The sequence below is a fragment of the Delftia tsuruhatensis NBRC 16741 genome, from assembly GCF_001571325.1.
Taxonomy (GTDB): domain Bacteria; phylum Pseudomonadota; class Gammaproteobacteria; order Burkholderiales; family Burkholderiaceae_C; genus Comamonas; species Comamonas tsuruhatensis.
Genome location: NZ_BCTO01000029.1, coordinates 49809 through 56704 on the forward strand (window position 1 = coordinate 49809; position 6896 = coordinate 56704).

A 6896-nucleotide genomic window follows, 5' to 3' on the forward strand; every position below is an offset into this window, starting at 1 on the left:
GGAAAATCGATGTTTTTTTATTGACCGATTTATCGGAATACCGAATAATCGGCAGGATGACACCCTCCGAACTCATCACCTACTTCAAGACCCAGTCGCTTGCCGCCCGTGCGCTGGGATGTGCGCAATCCTCGATCTCGGGGTGGGTTGAGCAAGGCCACATTCCTGATGGTCGCCAGTACCAAATTCAGTTGGCTACCGCAGGGCGGCTGCTTGCAGATCGGCCTGCCTTACGCAACGCGGTGGAAGGGGCGGGAACAGATGCTTGAAGTCCATCCCGGCTCACGGCAATCAGTGCTTCGCCGTGCATCGCAACTGATAGTTGCTTTCGCCCGAGGCCCCGGTCGTACCAGCTGCTCCAACACCATGGAGCTGCGTCAGCAGTGCGATGCCAACACCCTGCGCGTTCTCGACGCGCTGGCCCGGGCCAAGGGCATGGAGCGCCCGGCCTACATCGAGGCGCTGTTGGAAGAGCATGCGAAAGAAGCGTTGCATGAGGCAAGTCTGATCGTGCGTCAGCTGCGGGGCAATCCGCTGCTGGTGGAAGCGCTTGGAGCCCCGCCGGAGACCTTTGGTCTGCCAGCGGCCGAGGAAGAGGTGGGGAATGCCCGAGCAACAGCTTCCTGAACCCCTCGTTCCCGCTGACTGCGACTTGAGCGACTTCCCGTACATGGAGCTGGATGTTCGGCGCCTGCGCGACTCGCGTTTTGCATCGACGCCCAACGGTGATGCGTTCCGCGCTGGCGTGCTGCTGTGGTGCGCGGCCTGGCACCAGATTCCCGCTGCCTCGCTGCCCGATGACGACGTAGAGCTGGCCAACCTGGCCGGCTACGGCCGCATGCCTATCAGCGTGCGCGAATGGAAGAAGGTGCGGGCCGAGGCCCTGTCTGGCTTCGTGAAGTGCAGCGATGGCCGTCTGTACCACCCCGTGATCGCTGAGAAGGCCGTGGCTGCGGGCGCGGCGAAGCGGCGGCACGCCTACGGAAAGTTCCTGGACCGCCTGCGGAAAGAGAACAAGGCGCGGGAGAAATCCGGCAAGCCCCTGTTCGGAATTCCAACGCCGGAGCAGTGGAATTCCGGCGCCTACCCCCACGGAATTCCACCGGAGCCCCAAGCGATTTCCGCCGGAAATCGCTCGGAAAACGGTGCGACTTCCGGCCAAGTTCCAGCGGAAAACGCTCTTAGAGGGAACAGAGAGGGAGAGGGAGAGGGAACTCTTTATTCCGTAGCTAACGCTACGGGCGGCACCGCCGCCAAGCCGCCGGGCGAGATGACGAAGGACGAGCTGTGGCGTGCGGGCAAGTCCCTGCTGGCCCAGGCAGGCCTGCCGCCGGCTCAGTGCGGCTCGTTCGTGGGAAAGCTGGTCAAGGACTACGGCGACCAGATCGTGGTCAATGCCGTGCGTGCTGCGGTCGTGGCGCGGCCGGCGGACCCCGTGGAGTACCTGAAGGCGACCTGCATGCGGGAGAAGGGCGAGCGCGCCACCCGGGGCAGCAACAAGCACAGCGCCGCGTATGCGGCCATCGTGGGGGACTGAGCGATGCAGAAAATTTCCGCGCTGGCACCGGCAGCGCTGCGCGATGGTGCGCGAGAGCCGGCGGACCAGGCCGCCGCGAACCCGGCCGTGAAGAACCTGTTCCTCGTGATGCAGGGCTGCTACGGGTCGTTGTTCCTGAGCAAATTCGCCACGGGCGTGCTGGACGACCAAGGCCGCGACCTGGGTGTGCGCGCCGCGATGCGGGTCTGGCGCACGACGCTGGCCAAGTACTCGCCGGACGTGATCGAGTCCGCTGTCGCACGCCTGACGGCAGAGCACCCGGACTATCCGCCGCACCTGCCGCAGTTTGAGGCCATGTGCAGGGCGGCCACGCCGCGCAGGACGCACGCAGAGGAGCAGGGCTGGCTGGCACTGCCGGAGCCCAACGCGGCGCCTGTGCACGTCCAGATCGAGCCGCAGGGCGATGGCAAGGACTGGGCCCGCCGCATCGTGGCGCGCGTGCAGGCCGGCGACCAGACGCTGACGCGCACGTCCATCCGCGCCGCGATGCAGGCCCTGGGCATGGAGGGCTGGCCGCGATGACGCTGCTGCAGTTGCTCAAGACTGGCGCCGTGCTGCGCTACCGGCCCGGGTTCCGCTTCTACGCAGTCCAGCGCGGCCGCGAGATCTCCGTCAACCAGGTCGAGGCCGAGGCAGCCGTGCGCGCCGGCCGCGTCCGCCCTGAAAGCACCGGCCCTGATGGGTTCGGCGTGTACCACTTCTCGCTCAGGAATTCCCAATGACCCGCAGGTTTGAGTTTGCCCGCGACCAGGTGCTGGCGACCATCGAGGCCGGCCCCGTTCAGTACGCCGCTCTGGCTGGCACGATGTCTGATCCAGCCCGCGCCCAACTGCGCGCCATCATCGATGAACTGACGGAGCAACGCCTCGTCAGGCTGATCCAGCTGGACCGCTTCCCGCACTACGTGGTCACCGACTGGGTGATGCCCGACGAACTGCGCCTGCAGCTGATCGAGGGCAAGTGCCGTCGCACCGTGGATGGCTGCTTGATCTGGACAGGCTACATCGACCCGCGCCGCGGCCCCATGGTGCGGTTCGGGCCGGACGGCCCGCCCACGGCAGCCCGCCGCGTGGTTTGGACGATCAGGCGGGGTCCGCTGGGCCTGCAGCAGACAGTCCGTGCGGCCTGCGATGACCCCGCATGCGTGGCCTATGAGCACATGAAGCTGGGCACCCGCGCTGAAAAAGCGCGCGGCCGCAGCCTCACGCCGCTGACCAAGCTGCGCATTGCCCGCGCACAACAGGCAGCGCGCGGCAAGCTGACCATCGAGAAGGTGCGGGCCATCCGTGCGAGCGCGGAATCGGAGACTGTGCTGGCAGAGCGCTACGGCGTATCGAAGCCCACCATCGGCCAGATCCGCAGGAACGAGACGTGGCGGGAGGAGGGCGGCATGTTCACCGCGCTGATCCCGGGGAGGGCGCGGGCATGACTGTGATCCTTGGAATGGACCCCGGAGCCAACACGGGCGTGGCCGTTTTCGTGGACGGCCAGCTGGTGGAGCTGCTGACGATCCCGCCGCACCACATCGAGCGCACGCTGGCCGCGCGCATGCCGTCGCGCGTGGTCTTCGAAGACAGCCGGCTGCAGTCGCACACCTGGACGCGCGGCAAGACCGGCGCTGCCAGCGCCAAGATGGCGCGCAACGTCGGCCAGGTGGACGCGCGCTGTGCGGACATCACGGCGCACTGCGCAGACCTGGGCATCCCGGCCCACGGCATCAGCCCGGCAGGGAAGGGTGGCAAGCTGGATGCGCGGCGCTTCGCGGCCGTCACGGGCTGGACGGGCCCGAGCAACGAGCACAGCCGCGACGCGGCCATGGTGGCCTGGCCATATCGCCGCGCTGCGGATCTGCGAGGAGGCCGCCATGGCTGAGATTGCCCTGCACGCCCGCTGGGATGGCCCCGAGCAGGCCCGGGCCAACTTCCTGCAGCTCGTGGCGCCCTGGTGCATGCAGCAGTGGGAGGCCGGCCGGCGCCTGGAGGTGTTCGTGCGCTTGCACGAGGACGCCAAGACCGACAGGCAGCGGACTTTCTATCACGACTTCGTGCTGGCAGAGATCGCGCGCCAGGTCGTCATCGACGGCCGCCGGCACTCGAAAGCCACCTGGAAGGAGCACTTCCGTTCCGAGTTCCTGGGCAGCCGCGCTGTGACGCACCATGACCCGATCAGCGGAGCCACGACCACCACGCAGGAGCGCATCAGCACGGAGAGTCTGGGCGTGCGCGAGTACGGCGACCTGATCGACCGTGTGATGGCCCACGCCATCAGCGACCTGAACGTGGAGTTCCCGGCGACCTTCGAGCAGTGGGAGCGCGAGCAGACCCACCCGGACACGGGCGAGGTGATTGGCGGGGTGTGCCCCTGATGCGCCGCACTGCCTTCAAGTCCGGCGGGGCAGGGTTCCGCCGGCGGGCCGCTCCTGCGTCCCATGCTGCCCACGAGGTGGCGCGCGAGCAGCGCCTGGAGGCCCGTGCTGCCCGCGCCATGGCCGAGGCCCGGCCGCGGGATGCCACTGTGGCGCTCATCGACCAGCACCAGGTCATGCCCGCGCCGAAGACCGTGGCCCAGCGCAACCCGCGCCTGCGTGCCCTGGCCAAGGGTCAGCAGTGCCTGCTGCTGGTCCCCGGGGTCTGCACGAACGACACCACCACCGTGGTCTGCTGCCACAGCAATCTGTCCATCCACGGGAAGGGGGAGCGCAGGAAGGCCGACGACCACTACAGCGCCTGGGGCTGTGCCGCGTGCCATTCCTGGCTGGACCAGGGGCCTGCACCGGCCGCGCGTAAGGAAGCCGCGTTCATGGTCGCGCACCTGCGCCAAGTCCTGGCGTGGCGCGCGCTGGCCTACGCCCCGAACATCGATGCCCGCGACCGCGCCGCTGTGCTGTGGGCGCTGGGCCTGCTCAACGCCATGCCGATTCTGGATTTTTGAAAGAGGACCATCTTGGAAACCAAGGCCGCGCACACGAACCGCGACGACACGCAAAAACAAGAAGGTGGCCCCGCTTGAACTGCATGGATTGGATGGCTGGCCAATTGGAAGGCCGGCAGGAGGAGGAGGGCATGCGGCGCAACAACCCGCGCCCTCAAGGCGTCATCCGCCCGGGAAGTGGCACCGACGTGCTGCTGCGGTTTCTGCGCCAGGCCCCCGGGCGCTGGTTCTTCCACTGCGAACTGGTCTTGGCCCTGGGCCGCAGCAAGGGCGAAATCGATTGGGCGCTGCTGTATTTGGTGCGCGAGCGCCTGGTGGAAAGCCGACTCACTGAGCTGCCAGCGCGTAAGCCGGTTCTACGGTACAGGCTGCAGTAGCGGTGGTAGGTGCCGCATCTATAGCCTCCATGATTCCGGTCAGGCGAGCCGAACCAAAAGTCCTGCCAGCCCCGCCATGGCAATGACCGGGACAACGCCCGCCTTGAACCGGATGAGCGCGACAGCCGCAGCAATCCCTATGGCGATTGATGCCCAGTCTACCGCACCGGTAAGACCACTCGGCCAGAAGACGTGATAAGCGAAAAATGCTGCCAAGTTCACTATCACACCCACCACGGCGGCCGTAATGGCAGTGAGGGGGGCTGTGAATTTGAGATTGCCGTGCGTGGACTCGATGAATGGGCCACCCAGCAGAATGAAGAAGAACGAGGGCAGGAATGTGAAGAACGTGGCCACAGTCGCCGCGACTGCCCCACCCAGCAGCAATGAATGCGTGCCGTAGATCTCCTTAGTCCATCCGCCAACGAATGCGACAAATGAAACGACCATGATGAGCGGGCCAGGCGTAGTTTCACCAAGTGCCAGTCCGTCGATCATCTGGGTGGGCGTCAGCCATTGGAAATGATCTACCGCACCCTGGTACACGTATGGCAGCACCGCGTATGCTCCACCGAAGGTCATCAGCGCTGCCTTGGTGAAGAACCAACCCATGTGGAACAGTACTGAATCCAGTCCATAGAACCACGCCAGGCAACCGATTGCAGCAATCCAGATTCCGGTGAATGACACCATCACCGTCCAGAATCTATGCCAAGAGAAGAGTGCATGCGCTGGCGGCGGGGTGGCGTCATCGATGAGTGCAGGCGCAGAGGTCGCCGACGTGCCTGAAGTGCTGTGTGCGACACTTCCACGAAATGTATCCGGCTGGATTCGACTGACGGCGTAGCCGACCAAGGCTGCCACCGTGACGATGATCGGGAAGGCTACGTTCAGCGCAAAGATGGCAATGAAAGCCGACACTGCGATTCCCCACAACCAGCCGTTCTTCAACGTTCTGGAGCCGACTCGATATGCGGCTTGCACAACCAAGGCTGTGACTGCAGGCTTGATGCCGTAGAAGATGCCCGCAATGACCGGCATGTCTCCATGGGCCATGTACAGCCAAGCGAGTCCGATGATGATGAACAGTGACGGCAGAACAAAGAGCAGCCCTGCCAAGATTCCGCCCCATGTGCGATGTAGCAGCCAGCCGATGTAGGTTGCCAGTTGCTGCGCCTCTGGGCCTGGCAACAGCATGCAATAGTTCAATGCATGCAGAAACCGCTTTTCAGAAATCCAGCGTCGGCGTTCGACCAGCTCTTCGTGCATTAGGGCAATCTGCCCTGCAGGGCCTCCAAAGCTGATGAAGCCTAGCTTCAGCCAGAAACGCAGCGCTTCGGAAAGCGGCAGAGGCGATGTGCTTGCCGGATCGGCGGCGATGGGCGAAGTGGTGTCCATAGAAACTCCATAGCGAAATTCCAGCGCTTGGACGAGACACCGTCTACCCGAGAGGGACGGGAGGCTGCATTCCCGATAGCTGTGATGCTACCCCAGATGCATGGACTGAAGTGGTGGCGCATCCGGTTTTTGATCATGTGCAGGCAGCAGCATCCCGGTCTGAAGCGATTAGGCTTTTCCCTGCCACAAAGGCCTGCGGAGTTATCGCCAGACCTGCGTCGGCGTCCCAACGGGCCGCGAAGGCGTCTGCAAAGCCCACGCTGGCCGAGCGCCTGCAGATCGCCGCGCGCCGCCTGTAGATGCCCAGATAGGGGAAGCTCGTCTTGCTGCCATGAGGCCAGGGCGCTGCGCTCGCACACTTTGGTCAAACAAGCCCTGTGCCAAACCGGCCAGGGCTTTTTTCATTGGCAACAGACGCGCTTCAGTTGGGTAGCACGCTAATTGTTAATAGCTTTCAATAAATGAAACGAGGCTATCAATTGTTAATTTTTGTTAACTAAATGCTATTTTGTATCTGATGATCATGCCGCTCGGGCGTGCACCAGGGAGGTTGCATGCCCGCTTGAAAATTAGGGGGCATGACGCCCCGTCGCGGAGATCATCAAATGGTAGGACTTGGTAAGCGGGGCGTT

General features: G+C 64.4%; 11 protein-coding genes. 10 read left to right on the forward strand and 1 reads right to left on the reverse strand.

Annotated elements, in window-relative coordinates; all coding sequences use genetic code 11:
• The first annotated feature begins 56 nt into the window (after positions 1–56).
• The 10 genes from DTS01S_RS31495 to DTS01S_RS15200 all read left to right on the forward strand — a co-directional run bounded on the left by DTS01S_RS31495 (position 57) and on the right by DTS01S_RS15200 (position 4866).
• Positions 57–269, forward strand: a complete 213-nt coding sequence (locus tag DTS01S_RS31495; protein WP_074931921.1) for a Cro/CI family transcriptional regulator — start codon at positions 57–59, stop codon at positions 267–269.
• A complete protein-coding gene (locus DTS01S_RS31215; RefSeq protein WP_254788000.1) occupies positions 169–627 on the forward strand; it encodes a hypothetical protein in 459 nt (152 codons plus the stop codon). Before DTS01S_RS31495 ends, DTS01S_RS31215 begins: the two co-directional genes overlap by 101 nt.
• Positions 605–1537 (forward strand): DUF1376 domain-containing protein, encoded by a 933-nt coding sequence (locus DTS01S_RS15165; RefSeq protein WP_061288017.1) that lies wholly within the window; start codon positions 605–607, stop codon positions 1535–1537. Before DTS01S_RS31215 ends, DTS01S_RS15165 begins: the two co-directional genes overlap by 23 nt.
• 3 nt (positions 1538–1540) lie before the next feature.
• Positions 1541–2080: a hypothetical protein gene (locus DTS01S_RS15170; RefSeq protein ID WP_061288019.1), complete on the forward strand. Its 540-nt coding sequence runs from the start codon at positions 1541–1543 to the stop codon at positions 2078–2080.
• Complete coding sequence (locus DTS01S_RS15175) at positions 2077–2280, forward strand: hypothetical protein (protein WP_061288020.1); 204 nt, start codon at positions 2077–2079, stop codon at positions 2278–2280. Before DTS01S_RS15170 ends, DTS01S_RS15175 begins: the two co-directional genes overlap by 4 nt.
• A complete protein-coding gene (locus tag DTS01S_RS15180) occupies positions 2277–2987 on the forward strand; it encodes an HNH endonuclease family protein (RefSeq protein WP_061288021.1) in 711 nt (236 codons plus the stop codon). Before DTS01S_RS15175 ends, DTS01S_RS15180 begins: the two co-directional genes overlap by 4 nt.
• A complete protein-coding gene (locus DTS01S_RS15185) occupies positions 2984–3430 on the forward strand; it encodes a hypothetical protein (RefSeq protein WP_061288024.1) in 447 nt (148 codons plus the stop codon). Before DTS01S_RS15180 ends, DTS01S_RS15185 begins: the two co-directional genes overlap by 4 nt.
• Positions 3423–3923 carry a recombination protein NinB gene (locus tag DTS01S_RS15190; RefSeq protein ID WP_061288026.1) on the forward strand — a complete coding sequence of 167 codons (501 nt, stop codon included), beginning with the start codon at positions 3423–3425 and terminating at the stop codon, positions 3921–3923. Before DTS01S_RS15185 ends, DTS01S_RS15190 begins: the two co-directional genes overlap by 8 nt.
• The gene (locus tag DTS01S_RS15195) at positions 3923–4489 is read left to right on the forward strand and encodes a nuclease domain-containing protein (protein WP_074931928.1); all 567 of its coding nucleotides are present in this window, start codon (positions 3923–3925) and stop codon (positions 4487–4489) included. Before DTS01S_RS15190 ends, DTS01S_RS15195 begins: the two co-directional genes overlap by 1 nt.
• Positions 4490–4620: 131 nt before the next feature.
• The gene (locus DTS01S_RS15200; protein ID WP_236884601.1) at positions 4621–4866 is read left to right on the forward strand and encodes a cupredoxin domain-containing protein; all 246 of its coding nucleotides are present in this window, start codon (positions 4621–4623) and stop codon (positions 4864–4866) included.
• Positions 4867–4905: 39 nt separating this feature from the next.
• On the opposite strand, the gene chrA is transcribed toward DTS01S_RS15200, so the two are convergent.
• Positions 4906–6264, reverse strand: a complete 1359-nt coding sequence (gene chrA / locus DTS01S_RS15205) for a chromate efflux transporter (protein WP_061288029.1) — start codon at positions 6262–6264, stop codon at positions 4906–4908.
• Positions 6265–6896: the final 632 nt, after the last annotated feature.